The sequence below is a fragment of the Mesorhizobium sp. W050 genome, assembly GCF_054719535.1.
The window spans coordinates 5,482,378-5,500,533 of record NZ_JBTTIH010000001.1; the positions used below are offsets into that span (position 1 = coordinate 5,482,378).

Annotated in this window: 15 protein-coding genes and 1 pseudogene; 13 read left to right on the plus strand and 3 right to left on the minus strand. The window is 64.7% G+C overall.

Features of this window, described 5'->3' with window-relative positions:
- Nucleotides 1-14: 14 nt before the first annotated feature.
- On the minus strand, nt 15-2,435 hold the full coding sequence (locus ACYG9Y_RS26520; protein WP_031253452.1) for a glucan 1,4-alpha-glucosidase: 2,421 nt from the start codon (nt 2,433-2,435) through the stop codon (nt 15-17).
- Between the two features lie 204 nt (nt 2,436-2,639).
- On the opposite strand from ACYG9Y_RS26520, the gene ACYG9Y_RS26525 reads away from it, so the two are divergent.
- The 8 genes from ACYG9Y_RS26525 (at nt 2,640) to ACYG9Y_RS26560 (ending at nt 12,260) form a co-directional block, all read left to right on the plus strand.
- Nucleotides 2,640-3,653: an ABC transporter substrate-binding protein gene (locus ACYG9Y_RS26525; RefSeq protein WP_023737957.1), complete on the plus strand. Its 1,014-nt coding sequence runs from the start codon at nt 2,640-2,642 to the stop codon at nt 3,651-3,653.
- A gap of 48 nt (nt 3,654-3,701) precedes the next feature.
- Nucleotides 3,702-5,219 (plus strand): sugar ABC transporter ATP-binding protein, encoded by a 1,518-nt coding sequence (locus tag ACYG9Y_RS26530; protein WP_023715878.1) that lies wholly within the window; start codon nt 3,702-3,704, stop codon nt 5,217-5,219.
- 1 nt (nt 5,220) lies between these two features.
- Nucleotides 5,221-6,192: an ABC transporter permease gene (locus tag ACYG9Y_RS26535; protein ID WP_023737956.1), complete on the plus strand. Its 972-nt coding sequence runs from the start codon at nt 5,221-5,223 to the stop codon at nt 6,190-6,192.
- Nucleotides 6,193-6,194: 2 nt separating this feature from the next.
- Nucleotides 6,195-7,142, plus strand: a complete 948-nt coding sequence (locus ACYG9Y_RS26540; RefSeq protein WP_023737955.1) for an ABC transporter permease — start codon at nt 6,195-6,197, stop codon at nt 7,140-7,142.
- Nucleotides 7,143-7,270: 128 nt separating this feature from the next.
- Nucleotides 7,271-8,296 (plus strand): BMP family protein, encoded by a 1,026-nt coding sequence (locus ACYG9Y_RS26545; protein ID WP_023687751.1) that lies wholly within the window; start codon nt 7,271-7,273, stop codon nt 8,294-8,296.
- Between the two features lie 174 nt (nt 8,297-8,470).
- Entirely contained in the window at nt 8,471-9,982 is a 1,512-nt protein-coding gene (locus ACYG9Y_RS26550) for an ABC transporter ATP-binding protein (RefSeq protein ID WP_023715879.1), read from the plus strand.
- A gap of 281 nt (nt 9,983-10,263) precedes the next feature.
- On the plus strand, nt 10,264-11,319 hold the full coding sequence (locus tag ACYG9Y_RS26555; protein ID WP_023683937.1) for an ABC transporter permease: 1,056 nt from the start codon (nt 10,264-10,266) through the stop codon (nt 11,317-11,319).
- Entirely contained in the window at nt 11,316-12,260 is a 945-nt protein-coding gene (locus ACYG9Y_RS26560; RefSeq protein ID WP_023694455.1) for an ABC transporter permease, read from the plus strand. The genes ACYG9Y_RS26555 and ACYG9Y_RS26560 overlap by 4 nt, the downstream gene beginning before the upstream one ends.
- Nucleotides 12,261-12,286: 26 nt before the next feature.
- Here the strand turns inward: ACYG9Y_RS26560 and ACYG9Y_RS26565 are convergent, their stop codons facing one another.
- Nucleotides 12,287-13,054, minus strand: a complete 768-nt coding sequence (locus tag ACYG9Y_RS26565; protein WP_023737954.1) for an SDR family NAD(P)-dependent oxidoreductase — start codon at nt 13,052-13,054, stop codon at nt 12,287-12,289.
- 233 nt (nt 13,055-13,287) lie between these two features.
- On the opposite strand from ACYG9Y_RS26565, the gene ACYG9Y_RS26570 reads away from it, so the two are divergent.
- Both ACYG9Y_RS26570 and ACYG9Y_RS26575 read left to right on the plus strand, forming a co-directional pair.
- Complete coding sequence (locus tag ACYG9Y_RS26570; protein ID WP_023737953.1) at nt 13,288-13,443, plus strand: hypothetical protein; 156 nt, start codon at nt 13,288-13,290, stop codon at nt 13,441-13,443.
- A gap of 158 nt (nt 13,444-13,601) precedes the next feature.
- A complete protein-coding gene (locus ACYG9Y_RS26575; RefSeq protein ID WP_023715880.1) occupies nt 13,602-14,555 on the plus strand; it encodes an LLM class flavin-dependent oxidoreductase in 954 nt (317 codons plus the stop codon).
- An 89-nt stretch (nt 14,556-14,644) separates the two neighbouring features.
- Here the strand turns inward: ACYG9Y_RS26575 and ACYG9Y_RS26580 are convergent.
- Nucleotides 14,645-15,312 (minus strand): annotated as a pseudogene (locus tag ACYG9Y_RS26580) (cysteine hydrolase family protein).
- 344 nt (nt 15,313-15,656) lie between these two features.
- Between ACYG9Y_RS26580 and exbB the strand changes: the two are divergent.
- Genes exbB through ACYG9Y_RS26595 form a run of 3 tightly spaced genes read left to right on the plus strand, consistent with a single transcriptional unit; the run spans nt 15,657 to nt 18,064 of the window.
- The gene (exbB, locus tag ACYG9Y_RS26585) at nt 15,657-16,634 is read left to right on the plus strand and encodes a tonB-system energizer ExbB (protein WP_023737952.1); all 978 of its coding nucleotides are present in this window, start codon (nt 15,657-15,659) and stop codon (nt 16,632-16,634) included.
- A gap of 6 nt (nt 16,635-16,640) precedes the next feature.
- Complete coding sequence (exbD, locus tag ACYG9Y_RS26590; RefSeq protein WP_023737951.1) at nt 16,641-17,099, plus strand: TonB system transport protein ExbD; 459 nt, start codon at nt 16,641-16,643, stop codon at nt 17,097-17,099.
- Nucleotides 17,096-18,064 carry an energy transducer TonB gene (locus ACYG9Y_RS26595; protein WP_023737950.1) on the plus strand — a complete coding sequence of 323 codons (969 nt, stop codon included), beginning with the start codon at nt 17,096-17,098 and terminating at the stop codon, nt 18,062-18,064. Before exbD ends, ACYG9Y_RS26595 begins: the two co-directional genes overlap by 4 nt.
- The last annotated feature ends 92 nt before the right edge of the window (nt 18,065-18,156 follow it).

Sequence of the window (18,156 nt, forward strand, 5' to 3'; positions counted from 1 at the left end):
AAATTGCTGGCGAGTTAGTTCTCAATGCCGACGGTGAAGTCGACATTCTCCCAACGGTCGCCGTCGGGCCAGAAAAAAGTGAAGACGATCGTATTACCTCGCGGAATATCGGTCACCGGCAGATCCGCCATATGGACGCCAAAGACATTCACGGACGTGTTGATTTCATGGCTGGTCTGCCACTGGTCGCCGCTCCAGCGGATCAGTGCCGGCTGCAGCAGTTCAACCCGCAGCGTCTTGCCGGCTTCCATGGTGCGCAGCCTGTTGTTGAAGCGCCATATCCTCAGCGGCGAGCCGGTCTTGTCCCTGACATAGCGCTTGACGCCTTGCGGCGGCATGTCGAAGATGGCGCCGTCGCGGAGCGAGCGCAACAGCTTGATGTGTTCCGAATGCGCCCAGACCAGCGGCATGGCGCTGCCCGACGGCTTGCCCAGCCACAATTCGCGCTCCGGTATGTCGGCGCCGTCCCAGACCTGTTCCGGCAGCAGACCGCCCACACCAGCCGAAGCCTCGAATGTCCTGAGCAGGCTTGCCGCCCTGTCCTTGTTACCGGCGGCCAGCTCGTAGTGGGCGCGTTCGCCGGCCAGCAACGGCCAGGGTCGGCCCTGGCCGTTGCCGTCGAAGGGGGCGCCGTCGGCGTGTTCGCCATACCCGTCGCTGGTGTAGCGGTACCATAGAGGCCCTTGCGGCAGGTCGCAGCGCAGTTGCGCGTCGATGATCTTGACCGTGCCGACGATGCGCGGATCGTCCGCGGCCCTGAGGCCGAAGCGGACCAGCGCCAGCGCGTCCGGGCTGACAATCGCTTCGGCCGGCTTGTCGGTATCGCCCGGCGGACGGTTCTTGATCGGTACGAAGCCGTCCTTCGGCGATGCGGCGCCTGAAGCGTCGGCCGGTGCGATGCGGATGTAGTACCCGTCGACGCCAGCCTCGTGGCACTCCGGTGTGCCGCTGACATAGGTCCAGCGCTCGATCTGGTCGTTCCAGCAATCTGCGACCTCGCGCAAATAGTTAGCCGGCTCGGGTTTGCCGTTGACGTCGAACAGATCGGCGGCGCCAAGCAGTGCCGATATTTCGACGGCGAGCGTGAATGGGCTGTAGCCCGCGTCCTCTTCCCAGCGGTCCTGCCCGGTGACGGGGCCATTGCGCACGATATAGGACGCTGCTTTCTCGACCATCGGCATGAAGGCGGCGAGCTTTGCGCGCGGCAGGTGGCCGGCGCGGTGCAGCGCATCGGCAAGCAGCAGCGGGAAGGCGCATTCGTCCATCTGGATGCCCGGCCAATAGAGCGAGCCGTCGAGCCACACATTTTGTGGCCAGTGGCCGTCCGGCTGCTGGATGGAACGGAGATAGGCGAGGATCTCAAGCGCCTGCGCCGGATCGCCGGCGGCGAGGAAGCCGCCCGCAGTTTCGACGAGGTCGCGCGGCCAGACCAGATGATATCCGCCAAGGTCGTCGTCGCCCTTGCTGAACCCCCAGGGGATCGACAGGCTGGCGACGGCCGCATCGGGCCTCGCCAGCGACAGGTGTGTCGCCAGCACCGCTGTGCTGACGCGGTAGGTGTTGAGGCCGGATGCATCATGGTGGTCGAGCGCCGTCAGGCCTGCCTGCCATTTCCGCCATTTCGCGACATAGACCTTTGCCGCCGGCTCAAAACCGCGTTTCAGGCTGGCGGCGGCGTTTTCGGCCGCTTCATCCGGCGTTGCCCCAAACCCAAGCGCAAGCAAGGCTTTGCTGTTGCGTAAGGAAAAGCCGATCTCGCCGGTCAGCGCGACATTGCCGTCCTCCGCCCTTTGGCAGGTCGGATCGAGCCGGCCGGCGCGGCTGAGTTGCTGCCAGCCGTCGGAAAAGCCTGCATAGCCGGCCGAGCAGTCGCCCCAGGGCAGCGAGGAGGCAAGCGCCAGGCAGGCGCCGTGCCCGGACGCAAACAGCATCGGCTTGCCCTTGTGCTCGCCGATCCAGGCGGTGTTGCCCATGCCGGCATTGACCAGATGCGGCGCCAGCAGGGCGTAGACGCGGTAGTCCGTGGCCACGCCCTCGAGTGCCGTGAAGCTGATTTCCTGCAGCAGGGCCGGGCGCGCCGGATCCGCCAGGATGCGCTTTTCGATCCGGTAACGCGCCGTCGCGTTGACCAGCCGGTAGGCGGGCACGCCTTCCTCGAACGGCTCGATGGCATGCGTGGCGTCACGCTTCTCCTCGGAAAACCAGCCGCCGAGGCCGGTGACCAGCAGTCCCATGTCGCGCGTGCAGGCGCTGTCGAGGCCGGGATAGTAGACTTCATTGACGATGCCATGGCTGAGCGTGAACCAGACGCGGCTCGCCGTTGAAAGCGCGGCACCTACGCCGCTCTTGGCGCTTGACGTCCAGCGCGCCGGAATTCCGGGGGCGCCCATTCTTTTGGGTGCACTGGGGGGAAGGGTCGGCGGCATCGCTGCCATGCATGGTCTCCTGGACCCTTCCCTAGACCAGCACGCGAAGGCTTTTCAACCGCCGCACCTGAAGTTGATCGTCCAAGCGTGATCGATCGCAGTTGACAAGCGGGCGTATCTGAATTTGTCTGACAATAGATAAAAAACAGGCAGACAACGCCAAAACCATCTGCAACAGTCGGCGGGGCCGACAATCTATGGGAGGATTATGACATGAAGACACTGCTCGTCCTGAGCGCTCTGGCGGCGATGCTCGCCTCGGGCACGGCGCTTGCCGACACCAGCGGCAAGAAGATCGCCTTCTCCAACAATTACGCCGGCAATTCGTGGCGCCAGGCGATGCTCGACAGCTACGGCATCGTCACCAAGAAGGCGGTGGAGGATAAGATCGTCGGCGCCGCCGACATCTTCACCACCGCCGACAAGGAAGTGCCGACCCAGGCTGCCCAGGTGCAGAACCTGATCCTGCAGGGTTATGACGCCATCGTCATCAATGCCGCATCGCCGGATGCGCTGAACGGCGCCATCAAGCAGGCCTGCGATGCCGGCATCGTCGTCGTCTCCTTCGACGGGACCGTCACCGAACCTTGCGCCTACCGCGTCGTCGTCGACTTCAAGGACATGGGCAAGCAGGAAGTCGAGCAGATGGCCAAGTTCCAGCCCAAGGGCGGCAATTTGCTGGAAATCCGCGGCCTTGCCGGCACCTCGATCGACGATGCCATCCATGCCGGTATCTTGGAAGGCGTCGCCGCCCATCCCGAGTTCAAGATCGTCGGTTCGGTGACCGGCGACTGGGACCAGACGACGGCGCAGAAGGCGGTCGCGACGATCCTGCCTTCGTTGCCCGACATCGTCGGCATCGTCGACCAGGGCGGTGACGGTTATGGCGCGGCACAAGCCTTTGCCGCCGCAGGCAAGCCGCGTCCGACCATCATCATGGGCAACCGCCAGGACGAGCTGAGATGGTGGAAGGAGCAGAAGGACAAGGATGGCTACCAGACCTGGTCGGCCTCGATCGCGCCCGGCGTGTCGTCGCTGGCCTTCTGGGTGGCGCAGCAGGTGCTCGACGGCCGCACCGACATTCCGCATGACCTTTTGGTGCCGTATCTCGCCTTTACCCAGGACAATTTCGAGACCGAGCTGCCGAAAATCAAGGAGGGCGGCGTCGCCACCCACGAATACAGCCAGGAAGACGCAATCGCGGCGATCAAAGCCAATATCAAGTGATGCATTGCATTCATTGCCAGCGGCATGACCGACCGGATATCGTTGAGCATGCCTGAGGCCAATACGGACATCATCAGACTGGGCGGCGCCGAAAAACATTTCGGCGCCGCCCATTTGGACATCATCAGGCTGAACGGCGCCGAAAAACATTTCGGCGCCGTTCGGGCGCTTAACGGCGTCGACTTCCATGTTGTATCAGGCGAATGCGTCGGGCTGGTCGGCCACAACGGAGCCGGCAAATCGACGCTGATGCATATGGTGGCCGGTACGCTGCAGCCCGATGGCGGTGAGATCGCGGTGCGTGGCAATGCCGAAACCGACTACTCGGTGGCGCGCGCGCTGAAACTCGGCATACGCTGCGTGTTCCAGGAACTGTCGCTCTGCCCTAACCTCAGTATCGCGGAGAATACGCGCATCAACCATCCGGCGCTCACCGGCTTCGGCTGGCGACGCAAGGCGGCTGCTCTCATTGCCGCCAAGCTGGACGAAATCTTTCCGGATCACGGCATCTCGGCAGACGACATTGCCGGCGATCTCTCCATCGGCCGGCGGCAGATGGTCGAGGTGGCGCGCGCCTTCACGGTGACGCGCGATCCGCTCGACCTGGTCATTCTCGACGAGCCGACCTCTTCGCTGGACGCGCATACTGCGGGCCAGCTGCTTGCCTTCGTGCGCCGTTTCGTAGCCACCGGGGGCAGCTGCATCCTGATCTCGCATGTGCTGGGCGAGGTGCTGCAGAATGCCGACCGCATCGTGGTCATGCGCGACGGCAAGGTGGTCGCCACGGACGTGGCAAAAGCGTTCGACCGCGACCGGCTGGTGACGACGATGGGCGGCGCGGAAGCGCGCGAGAAGATCGCGGCGGAGATCGCCGCCAGGCCGGCGGCGGGCCCGCTCAGGGTGCGGGCGCGGCCCGAGCGGCAGCAGGACGGCAAGGAGCTTGTCGCCCGCGCCGGCGAGATCATCGGGCTTGCCGGGCTTGCCGGCCATGGCCAGACCGACCTGTTGCTGGCGATCTTTGCCGCCGCGACGCGTAGAAGGCTTGATATCGAGGTGACCGCCCCGGTGGCGCTGGTGGCCGGAGACCGCCAATCGGACGGCATTTTCCCGCAATGGTCTATTGCCGAAAACATCGGCATCCGCTCGCTGGCGCAGCTGCGCAAAGGGCTGCTGATCTCGCCGCAGCGCGAGGCCGAGCTTGCCGAGTTCTGGAAGCAGAAGATTGGCATCCGCACGCCTGACATGACCAACAACATCTTCTCGCTGTCCGGCGGCAACCAGCAGAAGGCGCTGTTTGCCCGCGCACTGGGTTCCGATGCGCAGATCGTGCTGATGGACGATCCGATGCGCGGCGTGGACATCGGCACCAAGCTTGAGGTCTACGATCTCGTGCGCGAGGAGGCGGCCAAGGGCCGGACCTTCCTCTGGTACACCACCGAGACCGAAGAGCTCGACAATTGCGACCACATCCATGTCTTCAAGAACGGCCGCATCGTCGCCAATCTCACGCGCGACGAGCTGACCGAGGAAAAGATCATCCAGTCCTCATTCGGCGACGCGGCCTGAGATGACGGCAGTCGCTCCCGGCCCTACGTCCTCGCCGCGAAGCAGCGCGGCCCGCGCGCGCCTGCTGCGCAGCCTGTTGCCGGCGCTGTCGCTGGCGCTGGTGGTTATCGCCATCGCCTGGCTCAACCCACGCGCCATCAGCTATTTCGGCTTCAGCCTGATGTTGAACCTCGCTATTCCGATCGCGCTGGCGACGATCGCCCAGATGTCCGTCATCGCCGGCAATGAGCTCGATCTGTCGATCGGCACCTTTGTCGGCTTTGTCGGCTGCGTCACCGCGACCTGGCTGAAGGACGCGCCGCTGCTCGGCGTGATCATCCTGCTCGGCTCCATAGGCGTTTATGCGCTGCTCGGCGCACTGATCCATCTGCGCAATCTGCCGTCGATCGTGGTGACGCTGGGCATGAGCTTCGTCTGGCAGGGGCTTGCCATTCTGGTGCTGCCCAAGCCCGGTGGCAAGGCGCCGGACTGGCTCTTGTCGCTGATGGCCTTCAAGCCGCCCTTCATTCCGTTCCCTATCATCGCCGCGCTGGCGATCGCAGCGGTGGTGCATTTTGGGCTGATGCGCACCTCCTATGGCGTCATCCTGCGGGGATCCGGCGGCAATCCGGCGGCGCTCAGGCGCGCTGGCTGGTCGCTGCTTCGAACCAAGATCGTGCTGTTTGCGCTGACCGGCCTATTCGGCGTTCTGTCCGGCATGGCGCTGATCGGCATCACCACCTCGGCCGACGCCAATATCGGCAATGGCTACACGCTGCTGGCGATCGCCGGCGTCATTCTCGGCGGCGGCGAGTTCGTCGGCGGCCGGGTATCGCCGATCGGCGCCGTGCTCGGCGCGCTGACACTGGCGCTGGCGGCATCGCCTCTGCTCACCTTCATGCACATTCCGCCGGATTGGCAGGTCGCCGCCAACGGCGCCATCCTGATCATCGTGCTGGCAGCCCGCGTCCTGATCAGTCGCAGGGAGAGATAGCGATGACATTTGTGAAATCGCTGGCCGCCAAACCCTGGATATGGTCGTTCATCGGCGCGATGTCCGTCTGGCTGGCGACCATCGCTTTCACCGGCGGCTATGGCGGCGGTGGCATGGTCACGGCGGCACTGTCGCTGGCGGTGTTCACCGTCATCGTCGGAGTCGGCCAAATGTTCGTCATCACGCTCGGGCCAGGCAATGTCGACCTGTCGCTGCCGGCCAATATCGGGCTCGCCAGCGCCGTCGCCATGAAGGTCATGGGCGGCAGCGATTCCATGATCGTGGTCGGGCTGCTCGCCGCGCTCGCCTGCGGCGCTGCCATCGGTGCCGTCAACTATCTCCTGATCTGGGCGCTGAGGATCCCGCCGATCATCGCCACTCTGTCGGCCAGTTTCATCATCCAGTCGATCGACATCAGCTATGGGCGTGGCCTGCAGATCAAGCCGCCGCCCGGCTTTGCCGATTTTGCGAACTGGCAAATCCTGGGCATTCCAGTGCTGGCGATCCTTACCGTATTGTTCAGCATCGGTGCGGCCATCGCCTTGCAGCGCATGATCTATGGCCGCTCGGTGCTGGCGATCGGCCAGAACATCCGCGCCGCGTGGCTTGCCGGCGTCAATGTCGGCCGCACCCGCTTCCTGACTTACACGCTGTCGGGCGCGCTCGGCGGCATGGACGGGGCGCTGCTCGCCGGCTATTTCCGCGGCGCCAATGTCGATATCGGCAACGAGTACCTGCTGGCCTCGATCGCCGTCGTCGTCATCGGCGGCACCTCGGTCGCCGGTGGCAAGGCCAATGTTCCCGGTGTCTGGGGCGCGGCGCTGTTCCTGGTACTGCTTCTGACCATGCTCAACACGTTCGGCGTCAGCGCCGGCGTTCGGCTGTTGCTGACCGGGCTGATCATCGTCGGCGTCATCACCGTAGCCGGCGGCGAGAAGGCGCTGCGCTAAAAGGCGTGAGCCCGGCAGCAGTCCCGCTAAATTTGACCATGTGGACAAAAGTCCGCACCCGTTCCATAGTTCCGCGTCTGATTTCGGAACAGCCGGCTCGACACGGCTGTCAAACAGAGGGGCACTAGATGGAAAACCGGAAAAACAAATCGCAATCGACCGGCCTGTCGCGGCGCGACGTGCTGGAACTCGGCGCACTTGGCCTGGCCGCAGCCATGCTGCCGGGTGCAGCCTTCGCCAAGGACAAGAAGCTGAAGGTGGCGGCGATCTTCGCCACGCCGATCGAGGAGCCGTGGGACAACCAGATCCACGTCGCCCTTCAGAAGGCCGAGAAGGAACTCGGCATTGAATACAAATGGTCGGAAAAGGTGCAGACCGCCGATTTCAGCCGCGTCATGCGCGAATATGCGCAAGGCGGGTATCAGCTGGTGCTGGGCGACGCCTTCGCAGCCGAGCGTGAATCGCGCCGCACGGCAAAGCAGTTCCCGAAGACGGCATGGCTGTTCGGCTCGGGCGCCGGGCCGGCCGAGCCCAATTTCGGCGTCTTCGACAACTGGATCCACGAGCCGGCCTATCTGTCCGGCATGATCGCCGGCAAGATGTCGAAGTCGGGCACGATCGGCGCGGTGGCGGCCATGGGCATTCCGGAAGTGAACCGGCTGGTCAACGCCTTCTTTGCCGGCGCCAAGGAGGTCAATCCCAACATCAAGAAGAAGGTCGCCTTCATTGGCTCGTTCTTCGATCCGCCCAAGGCCAAGGAAGCGGCGGTCGCCCAGATCGATGCCGGCGTCGATGTCATCTATGCCGAGCGCTTCGGCGTCATCGAGGCGGCGGTGGACAAGAAGATCCTCGCCATCTCCAACATGTCCGACCAGTCGAGCCTCGGCCCCGACACGGTCATAACCGGGCCGGTCTGGGACATGTATCCGACGGTCGAGCAGGCGATCAAGCTGGTCAAGGCCGGTGTCTTCACCGCGCAGGATTATGGCGATTTCTCGCGCATGGCCAAGGGCGGGTCGTTCCTGGCGCCCTACCATAAATTCGACAAGACGCTGCCGGCGGATGTGAAGGATCTGGTCGAGAAGAAGAAGGTCGAGATCCTGGAAGGCAATTTCCGGGTGGATGTGGATGAGAACACGCCGGTTTCGGATTAGCTCGGCGCACCCCCTCCCCTTGAGGGGAGGGTGGCCCGCAGGGCCGGGTGGGGTCCTCCGCGAAGTGCTCCATCCTGCTAAGTCATGGGTTGAGGCAGTTGAGGTGACCCCACCCGCCTCGCTTCGCTCGGCACCCTCCCCTCGAGGGGGAGGGGTATCTCCGCAGGAGCATCCTTGTCCGCCCCTCTCATCGAAATGCGCGGCATCACCAAGAGCTTCGGCGCCGTCAAGGCGAATGAGGCTGTCGATCTAAGCGTCGCCCCAGGTGAGATCCTCGGCCTGCTGGGCGAAAACGGCGCCGGCAAGACGACGCTGATGAATGTGCTGTTCGGCGCCTATGCGCCGGATGCCGGCGAAATTCTTATCCAGGGCAAGACCGTGCGGATCACCAGTTCGGCCGATGCGCTGGCCGCCGGCATCGGCATGGTGCACCAGCATTTTCATTTGGCGCCAAGGCTGACGGTCCTGGAAAACCTTCTGATTGGCATTCCCGGCAAATCCGGCCGCATCGACCGCGCCGGCGGACTTGCCCGGTTGTCCGACATCAGCCGTCGGCATGGGCTGACGCTGGACCCCAACCTGCCTGTCTCCGCGCTGTCGGTCGGCGAGCAGCAGCGGCTCGAAATCGTCAAGGCGCTGTTTCGCGGCGCCAGCCTGTTAATCCTCGACGAGCCGACGGCGGTGTTGGCGCCGGGCGAGGTCGACGGGCTGTTTTCGGCGCTGCGCTCGATGGCGGCGCAGGGGCTCGGAATCATCTTCATCTCGCATAAATTGAACGAGGTGCGGGCGCTCACCCATCGCTGCACCGTATTGCGGCACGGCCGCGTCGCCGGCCGTGTCGACGATCCGGCGAACACGACATCGGCAGAAATGGCGCAGCTGATGTGCGGCCATGAGATCGTGCCGCCGGCAAGAGGACCTTCGACCCCAGGCGCGGCGGTGCTGACGCTCGACGGTATTTCCACCTCACGGCATTCGGGGACGCCGCTGCGCGATGTATCGCTTGCCGTTCGCGCCGGCGAAATCCTCGGCATTGCCGGGGTCTCCGGCAATGGCCAGCGGGCGCTGGCCGAGGTGATTTCCGGCACGCGCGCGCCCGACGCCGGCGCGATGACGATAGCCGGCAAACCTGTTACGCGGTTCTCGCCGCGCGAGGTGCAGGCGCTCGGCCTTGGCCGCATCCCGGAAGACCGTATGACGACCGGGCTGGTCACCAATCTGCCGCTCGCCGATTCCATGGTGTTGCCGCGCATTGGTACTGCGGCTTTCAGCAGCCGGGGCCTGCTCAAGCCAGATGCGATCCGCGCCTTCGCCGAAGAACAGATCAAGGCCTATGACATTAGGTGCCCCGGGCCGATGACCCGCGCCGGCGCGCTGTCGGGCGGCAATCTGCAGAAGGCGCTGCTGGCGCGCGAACTGGCTTTCGACCCGAAGGTGCTGATCGTCTCGCAGCCGACGCGCGGCCTCGACATCGGTGCCGCCCGCTTCATCCACGAAAAATTCCTCGACATGCGTGCCAAGGGCTGCGGGATCATCGTCATCGGCGAGGATCTCGAAGAGCTGCTGGTGCTCTGCGACCGCATCGCGGTGATGTATGAGGGCCGCATCGCCGGCACGCTGGACAGCGCCGATGCGACCATCGCGCGGCTTGGGCTGCTGATGACCGGGGCGGAGGGCAGAGCCTAGATGGACTTTCTCACTCGGTTCCTCGCAGAAACCTCAAATAATACTGCCCGCTTTTGGCTGACTTTAAGCGTCAGCGCTGCCCCTCACCTGCCTGCCGGCATCCTCTCCCCGTATAGAGACGGGGAGAGGGGCTCTCACCCATGGTTTCGCCAATCACCACAGCTGCAAGAGGGGAGTTGCATAGGGCCCGGATCCCTTCTCCCCGTGTCTATACGGGGAGAAGGTGCCGGCAGGCGGATGAAGGGCGGCGCGACCGTCTGGGCGGCGGAGGGGCATAGCTGATGTTCCGCCTCGAAGCCCGCAGTTCCACCCCCGCCTGGTTCAATCTCGCTTTGCCGCTGCTGGCCATCGGCGCAGCGCTGGTCCTGTGCAGCGGCCTCATCGCGCTGGCCGGCGCCGGCGTGCTTGAGGCCTATGGCGTGATGCTGTCGGCCTCGTTCGGCGACAGCTATGCCATCACCGAAACGCTGGTGCGCGCCGCCCCGATGATCTTCACCGGGCTGGCTGTGGCCGTCGCCTTCCGGGCCAAATTCTGGAACATCGGCGCCGAGGGCCAATTGCTGGCCGGCGCCGTGGCCAGCTGCTTCGTCGGCGCCATCCCAATGCCGGGCGCGCTGGCGATCCTGTCGATGGCGCTGGCCGGCGCTGCTGCCGGTGCCGCTGTCGCGCTTGTGCCGGCGACCCTGCGAGTGAAATTCAAAGTCGATGACGTCGTCAGTTCGCTGCTGCTCAATTCGGTCATCTACTATGCGCTAATGGCGCTGATCGAGGGGCCGTGGAAGGACTCGTTCAGCGGCTATCCGATCTCGCCGCCGATCGAGGATTCGGCGAATTTCCCGGTGCTGCTCGAAGGCACAAGGCTGCATCTGGGTGTCATCGCCGCGTTGATCGCGGCACCGTTGATCTGGTTCCTGATCGTGCGCACCACGCTCGGCTTCCGGATCAGGGTCACCGGCGAAAGCCCGGAAGCCGCCCGCTATGGCGGCATCCACGTCGAGCGGGTGCTGATTTCGACGGCGCTGCTGTCGGGCGCGCTGGCCGGGCTTGCCGGCGTAGGCGAGGTCGGCGGCGTGCATTTCCAGGTGATGAGCGACATTTCGCCGGGCTATGGCTATTCCGGCATCGTCGTTGCCATGCTGGCCAGGCTCAATCCGCTCGGCGTCGTACCGGCGGCGATCTTCCTGGCCGCCGTGATGACCGGCGCCGAAGCGATGTCGCGCGCCACCGGCGTGCCGGCGTTCCTCAGCGATGTCATCCAGGGCACGGCGCTGCTCGCCATGCTGGTGGCGCTGCTGTTCACGGCCTATCGCATCCGCCGCGTCGGTGCCGCCTTATGAGCGCGGTGTTCGAACAGATCTTTCAGGTCGGCTTCCTCGCCGCCATTATCCGCATCGCCACGCCGCTGGCATTTGCCACGCTGGGCGAGATGTTCTCCGAGCGGGCCGGCGTGCTCAATCTCGGTATCGAAGGCATCATGCTGCTCTGCGCGATGACCGGCTTCACCGCCGCCAGCCTCAGCGGCAGCCTGTGGCTCGGCGTGCTGGCCGCGGTGTTGACCGGCATGGCGATGAGCGCGCTGCATGCGCTGTTCACCGTGGCGCTCGGCCTCAGCCAGCATGTCTGCGGCATCGGCGTTACTTTGTTCTCGTCCGGCCTTGCCTATTTCCTCTACCGTCTGACCTTCGGCCAGCAATCGGTGCCGCCCAGCATCAAGGGTTTTCAGACGGTGCCGATCCCGCTGCTGTCGGATATTCCGGTTCTGGGGTCAGCGGTTTTCAACCAGTTTGCGCTGGTCTACTTGGCAATCATTGCCATCCCGCTCGCTGCTTTCGTGCTCTACCGCACGCCTTGGGGGCTGTCGGTGCGGATGGTCGGCGAGAACCCGCGCGCCGCTGATTCCGCTGGGGTCAGCGTCATCGCCACGCGCTTCCAGGCGGTCATCCTCGGCGGTGCGCTGATGGGGCTTGCGGGCGCCTTCCTCACCATGGCACAGTTCAACGCCTTCACCTTTGGTGTCGTGTCGGGCCGTGGCTGGGTGGCGATCGCGCTGGTCGTGTTCGGCCGCTGGGACCCGTGGCGCTCTGCGGGCGCGGCGCTGCTGTTCGCCTTCGTCGATGCGCTACAATTGCGCATGCAGGCGAGCGGCCTCGGGCATATTCCCTATGAGACGTTCTTGATGCTGCCGTTCATTTTCACCATCGTCGCGATGGCCGTGATGTCACGCAACGCGGTTGCGCCGTCGGCGCTGCTGAAGCCGTTTCGACGAGAAGAGCGGTAAGCGAGTAGGCGCCAAGCCTGGGATACTCACATCGCCGTAAAACCATTATCGACAAACAGATGCGTGCCATTGACGAAGCTGGACTCATCGCTGGCGAGGTACAGCGCTGCCTTGGCCACTTCCTCCGGCTCACCGATGCGGCCCTGCTGTGCGGCCAATGCGGCGTCCGACACGTCGACGCCGAGCTTGCCGAGATCGGCGACCTCGCGCAGGCCGTGCGGCGTGCGGATGAAGCCGGGACAGACGACGTTGCAGCGTATGTTGCGGTCGCGGAATTCGACTGCGATGGCGCGCGCGAACATGTGGCAGGCGCCCTTGGTGGTGTCGTAGAGCACCTCCATGGGTGTGGCCGCCACAGCCGAGATCGACGAGGTGCAGACGATCGAACCGCCACCGGCAGCGATCATGCCCGGCAACACGGCGCGCGTCATCAGGAACATCGAGCGGACATTGACCGCATGCAGCCAGTCCCATTCCTGCACTGTCGTCTCCAGGAACGGCTTTATCACGATGGTGCCGGCATGGTTGAACAACACCGTGGCCGGGCCGAGCCTGGCAGTCGCCGCCTTCACTGCGGCCTCGACCTGCGCCTCGTCCGAGACGTCGGCCACCCAGTGTTCGGCGATATGTCCCCGCGCGCGTATCGCCGCCGCAGTGGCTGCCGCCGCCTCGCCATTGCGGTCGATGATCGCCACCTTGGCGCCTTCGGCGGCGAACAATTCCGAGGCCGCTCCGCCCATTCCGGTCGCGCCGCCCGAGATGATTGCAATCTTGCCGGCTAGTCTTGTACCCATGTTCTGTTCCCCGTTCCCGATCGAAATGATCCGCATTTACGCCGGAATGGCGATGCTATCGCCTATGCAGATGTCGGCCAAGCTTGTCGCTCGCTTGTCGCCAACAGGGGTCTCCCAGCAATCCCAAACCAAATAATAAGGAATACTGAGAAAATCGTTCTACATATCGCCAAAAAATAGCACTCGACAAAGTCTACTGATTTTATAGATTAATCCGCAAGACGGAGGTCGATATGTCCTATATCCAGAACGCCGAGACGGACCGCACCAGCCAGAGGCTGGCCAGTAGCCAGGCTTTCCGCCCGGCCTATGCCGGCGCTTTCGCCTATCTCGTCTTTGCCCTTGCGTTCGTGTTCACCGGGGCAGTCGTGCTCGGCTTGATTCCCTGACCGATCAGGCCGAAAGGGTGGCGACCTAGCGCTTTCAGTGAGTGACCGGAGTTGATGAACCGAACGCGGACGCGCTTTGGCGCTGATGCTTGTTTTTACGCATGTCGTCGTCTCAAAACCGGGGGCGACATACATCCAACGTGATGGAGGAGATGGCAATGCCGATCGAGTTCACGCATGTTCCCGGTAAAACGCACGCCGCCGATGCCGGTTCGGCCGTACCGTTCTTCTATGATTTCGTCGAGACGGCGACCAAGCTGTCGCTGATCGAGGATTCCGGCTTCCAGAACATCGTCGTCGACGACCCGGCCGGGCTGTTGACCAATATGGACATCGCCGCCCAGGCGCTGGACCGCACCTCGTCGCTGGAAGTGGTGCTGACGCACTGGGCCGGCGTGATCGCGCCAGCCGTTGCGGCGCGGCAACTGGCGGCGCTCGACGCCAGGAGCGGCGGCCGGCTGGCGCTGAGGATGCTGAGCGAGCCGCTGGATGACGACGATGCCGAGACGCGTCCGGTCGGCCACACCGTGGTCTGGCAGCGCATCGACGAATATCTGGTGCTGCTGAAGCGGCTGTGGTCGAACGACCGGCCCTTCGACCATGAAGGTGCGTTCTACAGCATCAAGGGTGGCTATGTGCCGCGCAAGGGGCCGCATGGCGTCGACGTGATCATCCGCATGGGTGGCCAGTCCGGCACCGCGCTCAAGGTCGCCGGCCGCCATGCCGACGTGTTTGAACTCACGGCTGGTTCGCTCGACGAGATCCGCCAGCTGATGGAACGGGCGCGCAGCGCCGCCGCCGAGCATGGCCGCGCCGGCAAGCTGCGTTTTGCGCTTCCGGTCCGGGTCCGCTCGGAGGGTGGCGCCTCTACCGTCGGACACAAGGCGGTCGAACTTTCCGGACCACCGGCGCAGATCGCCCTGTCGCTGCTGCCCTATGCAGCGCTGGGCATCAGCGAGTTCATGATCGTCGGTGTCGACCGGCCGCGCGAGATCGCCAGCGTCGGCCGCGAGACGATCGCGCTCTTGCGCAACTCGCTGGCACGCCGTGAGGCTGAGGTGCCGCAGCCCGGCGCGTTTGCGCGGGCGGGTGGGGACATTCACGCAGGGTGAATTTGCGGGTGGAATGAAAAGCTATTTCGTAGCGTTCCGTCACACCCCCCTCTGCCCGGCAGGGCAGAGGGGTGCTGTCCCGCCAGCGTCTAATCACCACTCAGCACTGCCAGCGCCTCCAGCACCGCGTCAGATTCCGTCAGCGTACCAAATACCCCGTCCTCCACCGTCACCATATGCAGCGCCGCGTCATGCGCGTATTGGTCGCCACTGGCGCAGGCATCGGCGATGGTCAGGCACTGGAAATTGCGGTCGCAGGCCTCGCGCAGCGTCGTGTGCACGCAGACATCGGTCGTGCAGCCGGAAAAGATCAGATGGGTGATGCCGCGTGCGCGCAGCACAAGCTCAAGATCCGTATAGGTGAAGGCGCTGTTGCAGGTCTTGTCGACGATGATGTCGTGCGGCGCGACGTCGATCTCGGCGACGATCTGAAAGCCGGGGCCGGAGCGCAGCAGCACGTCGGTGCCTTCGAGACCCGCCCGCTTGCGGCGCCATCTCTCGTACGGCGTCATGTCGGCCATGTCGCCGCGATATCCCTGCCTGGTGTAAATGATGGTGAGGCCGGCCGCACGTGCCGCTGATATCAGTCGGTTAACTGTCGGCAGGATGGCGCGCAGCGGCGCGGGGTCATAACCCTTCCTGGCGAAATAGCCGGTCGGCGAAAGGAAATCCTCCTGCAGGTCGATGACCAGCAGCGCGGTGTTTGCTGGCACCAGCCGGCCGTCATAGGGGAATCGAACGGTATCGCCTTGATCATCGCAGCCTGCCTCAATTGCTGCCCGGTATCGTGGCCCAGCAACCCTGCGGCCGTCCATCCCTCAGTGCGACGACACCAGGTAGACCGATGCCAGGACGATGTGCCGTTGAGACATCGCGCCCACAATCGTTGGCCAAAAAAGCCATCTTGTTTGTTGACTACTAAACTCATGTTTTATAGTCAAGCAGGGGCACTCGGCCGCCTGAATTGTTTCCAGCGGCTGTGCCGCGTTTGAGAGAAGCCAGAATCCGTGGCTGGAGTTTTCGGGGTCGAGATCGGGGTGTTCCCGCATCCCGTCACCGACCAGCCGATCGGTACGTGCAATGACGAAGCGAGGACGAAGCGTGTCCAGAAATGGTTTGTTGGCGGCGCTGGCCGCGGTCATGCTGTCGGCCGGCAGCGCTGCTGCGCAAGAGCAGCCAAACACGCAGCCCAGGGTGACGACGGTGCCCGCTGCAGCTCCCCAGTCGGCGCGAACCGTAGTCGAACAGCCCGCACCGGCTGCGCCTGTCGCGCCGGCTTCGCCAGCTGCCGGGCAGGCGGCGCCGACCGCGCTACGGCCGGCAACCCAGCCCGGTGCATCCGCGCAGGCCGAGCCTTCGGCAATATCGCTGACGCTGCCGCACGATCTGTCGCCCTGGGGCATGTTCATGGCCGCCGACATCATCGTCAAGGCGGTGATGATCGGGTTGGCCTTCGCCTCGCTCGTCACCTGGACGGTGTGGCTGGCCAAATCGCTGGAGATTCTCTTCGGCAAGCTCGGCGCCCGTCGCGCTGCGCGCGCCATCGGCAATGCCGCCACGCTGCGCCAGGCCGGGCGCGCGCTTGGCAACAGTGGCGGCCCCGGTGCGCTTTTGGTGCGGGCGGCCGAGGAAGAGACTGCCCTTTCGGCCGGTGCGCTCGGCCATGTCACCGGCGACGGGCTGAAGGAACGCGTGACGTCGCGCCTGTCGCGCATCGAAGCGGCGGCGGCGCGGCGCATGTCGCGCGGCACCGGCGTGCTGGCGACGATCGGCTCGACGGCGCCCTTCGTGGGCTTGTTCGGCACCGTCTGGGGCATCATGAACGCCTTCATCGGCATCTCGCAGGCGCAGACCACCAACCTCGCGGTCGTCGCGCCCGGCATCGCCGAGGCGCTGCTCGCCACGGCGATGGGCCTGGTCGCGGCCATTCCCGCGGTGGTCATCTACAACGTCTTTGCGCGGTCGATAGCCGGCTACCGGCAGCTCCTTGCCGATGCCTCGGCCGGGGTCGAACGGCTGGTCAGCCGCGATCTCGATTTCCGCACGGTGCCGCAGGCGCCCGCGCTGGCGGCGGAGTGATGGGCCATGGCGGCTAGAATTCGCGAGACTATCGACGGCGATCTCGAGGAAAGCTACGAGATCAACGTGACGCCGTTCATCGACGTCATCCTGGTGCTGCTGATCATCTTCATGGTCGCTGCCCCGTTGGCGACAGTCGACGTCAATGTCGATCTGCCGGGTTCGACCGCGACACCGGCGCCGCGGCCGGAAACGCCGCTGTTCCTGACGCTGAAGGACGATCTGACGCTGGCGATCGGCAATGACAGCGTGCCGCGCCAGGCTTTTGCCTCCGTGCTCGACGGCAGAACCAAGGACGACAAGCAGACCCGCATCTTCCTGCGTGCCGACAAGGCGGTCGGCTATGGCGAGTTGATGGAGGTGATGAACCTGCTGCGCGGCGCCGGTTATCTGAAGATCGCGCTGGTCGGGCTGGAGAGGGTGCCAGCGGACGCATCCCCGCCGCACCCGGGCGCCGCCCCATGACGCAACTGGCCGCGGCCGTTCCCACCGCCGACCCGCCGGGCGCCGGCGCGCGCGAGATCGGTTTGTGGGCGGCTGCGGCCATTGTCATTGTCGGCGCGCATGTCGCGATCGCCTATGCCGTGCAGAGCTTCAGCCTAGCCAACATGGCCGATGGCGGCCCGCCGGCTGTGGCTATCGAGCTGTCGCCGATGATGGTGGCGCCGGCGGTGCGGGTGGACTCAGCGGCCGACGTGGTGACGCCCGAGCCGCCGAACCAGATCGAGGAGGCGGTTGCCGAACTCAAGCCGGTCGTGGAGCCCGAGCCCGGTCAGCCGGAGCCGGTCACCGAGAAGACGGAAGCGGTTCAACCCGCCGCTCCGATCGAGACGGCAGCGGCCGAGCAGCCCGATCAATCGCCGCCGCTGGATGAGGTGGTGCCCGACATCGTCCCGACCATAGCGCCGGATGTGGTCATTCCGCTGCAGACCAGGCCGGTGGAGACCAAGCCGACGGAGGACAAGCCGGTGGAGGACAAGCCGATCGAGAAGGCGAAGAAGGCTGCCGAAAAACCCAAGCCGAAAGCAAAGAAAGAGAAGAAGGAAAAGGCCGCGCCGGCGAAAGCGGTCGTGACCGCCAGTGTCGATCAAAAGGCAGCGGCGAAGGCGTCGGCGCCGAAGGCTTCGCAATCGAGTGGATCATCAGTCAATGCAAGCAAATGGAACTCCCAGCTGATCGGATGGATCAATCGGCACAAGCGCTACCCGAGCGCGGCAAGGTCGCGGCGCGCCGTGGGTACCGCAAATGTGACCTTCGTCGTCAGCGCTTCGGGCAAGGTGACCTCCGTCCGGCTGACACGATCTTCGGGGGACGCCGATCTCGATCGCGCCGCGCTCGGCATTCTGCAGGGTGCGACGGTGCCCGCGCCACCGCCTGAGAAGGCCGGTACGGCTGTCGTGGCGCCTTTGATGTTCACGCTGCGGAACTAGAAGCAGCCGGACAAGGCCGATCCCATGACCACGTACTTTCCCGCTTGACTGACCCGCCGGACCGAATACGCTAGCGCAAAATACCGGCCTTG

Excerpts from the sequence above, each read along its gene's own strand:
- ACYG9Y_RS26520 (WP_031253452.1), bottom strand. The coding sequence starts at position 2,435 with ATGGCAGCGATGCCGCCGACCCTTCCCCCCAGTGCACCCAAAAGAATG.
- ACYG9Y_RS26525 (WP_023737957.1), top strand. The coding sequence starts at position 2,640 with ATGAAGACACTGCTCGTCCTGAGCGCTCTGGCGGCGATGCTCGCCTCG.
- ACYG9Y_RS26530 (WP_023715878.1), top strand. The coding sequence starts at position 3,702 with ATGCCTGAGGCCAATACGGACATCATCAGACTGGGCGGCGCCGAAAAA.
- ACYG9Y_RS26535 (WP_023737956.1), top strand. The coding sequence starts at position 5,221 with ATGACGGCAGTCGCTCCCGGCCCTACGTCCTCGCCGCGAAGCAGCGCG.
- ACYG9Y_RS26540 (WP_023737955.1), top strand. The coding sequence starts at position 6,195 with ATGACATTTGTGAAATCGCTGGCCGCCAAACCCTGGATATGGTCGTTC.
- ACYG9Y_RS26545 (WP_023687751.1), top strand. The coding sequence starts at position 7,271 with ATGGAAAACCGGAAAAACAAATCGCAATCGACCGGCCTGTCGCGGCGC.
- ACYG9Y_RS26555 (WP_023683937.1), top strand. The coding sequence starts at position 10,264 with ATGTTCCGCCTCGAAGCCCGCAGTTCCACCCCCGCCTGGTTCAATCTC.
- ACYG9Y_RS26560 (WP_023694455.1), top strand. The coding sequence starts at position 11,316 with ATGAGCGCGGTGTTCGAACAGATCTTTCAGGTCGGCTTCCTCGCCGCC.
- ACYG9Y_RS26565 (WP_023737954.1), bottom strand. The coding sequence starts at position 13,054 with ATGGGTACAAGACTAGCCGGCAAGATTGCAATCATCTCGGGCGGCGCG.
- ACYG9Y_RS26570 (WP_023737953.1), top strand. The coding sequence starts at position 13,288 with ATGTCCTATATCCAGAACGCCGAGACGGACCGCACCAGCCAGAGGCTG.
- ACYG9Y_RS26575 (WP_023715880.1), top strand. The coding sequence starts at position 13,602 with ATGCCGATCGAGTTCACGCATGTTCCCGGTAAAACGCACGCCGCCGAT.
- exbD (WP_023737951.1), top strand. The coding sequence starts at position 16,641 with ATGGCGGCTAGAATTCGCGAGACTATCGACGGCGATCTCGAGGAAAGC.
- ACYG9Y_RS26595 (WP_023737950.1), top strand. The coding sequence starts at position 17,096 with ATGACGCAACTGGCCGCGGCCGTTCCCACCGCCGACCCGCCGGGCGCC.